This window comes from Mesorhizobium sp. M1A.T.Ca.IN.004.03.1.1 (assembly GCF_003997555.1).
GTDB lineage: Bacteria > Pseudomonadota > Alphaproteobacteria > Rhizobiales > Rhizobiaceae > Mesorhizobium.
In genome coordinates this window covers 1-233 of record NZ_RZTV01001152.1, presented here as the reverse complement: position 1 = coordinate 233, position 233 = coordinate 1, and the positions used below count along the sequence as shown (strand labels likewise).

1 protein-coding gene is annotated in these 233 nt (G+C 65.7%); it reads right to left on the bottom strand.

The genetic code is table 11. The features are described 5' to 3' along the window. Positions 1-11: 11 nt before the first annotated feature. Positions 12-233: EAL domain-containing protein (locus EOD29_RS35295; protein WP_127248937.1), on the bottom strand; the 222-nt coding region annotated here is incomplete at its 5' end.

The window sequence follows — 233 nt, the reverse complement described above, 5'->3', positions numbered from 1 at the left end:
ATCGAGGGAGGTCAGCGCTCGAGCGTCGGAAAAGCTGTCGCGCCGCTGCTCTTCGGCGGCAGTGAGAGAAGATGGGGCACGTCACGGACCGGGCGCGGCGGACTGATGTGATAGCCCTGGATCTCGTCGCATTCCTCGCATTCGAGCAGCGTCAGTTGGGCGGCCGTCTCGACGCCTTCGACGGTCACGCGCATGCCGAGCGCATCGCCGAGCAGGATGATCGCGCGCATGAT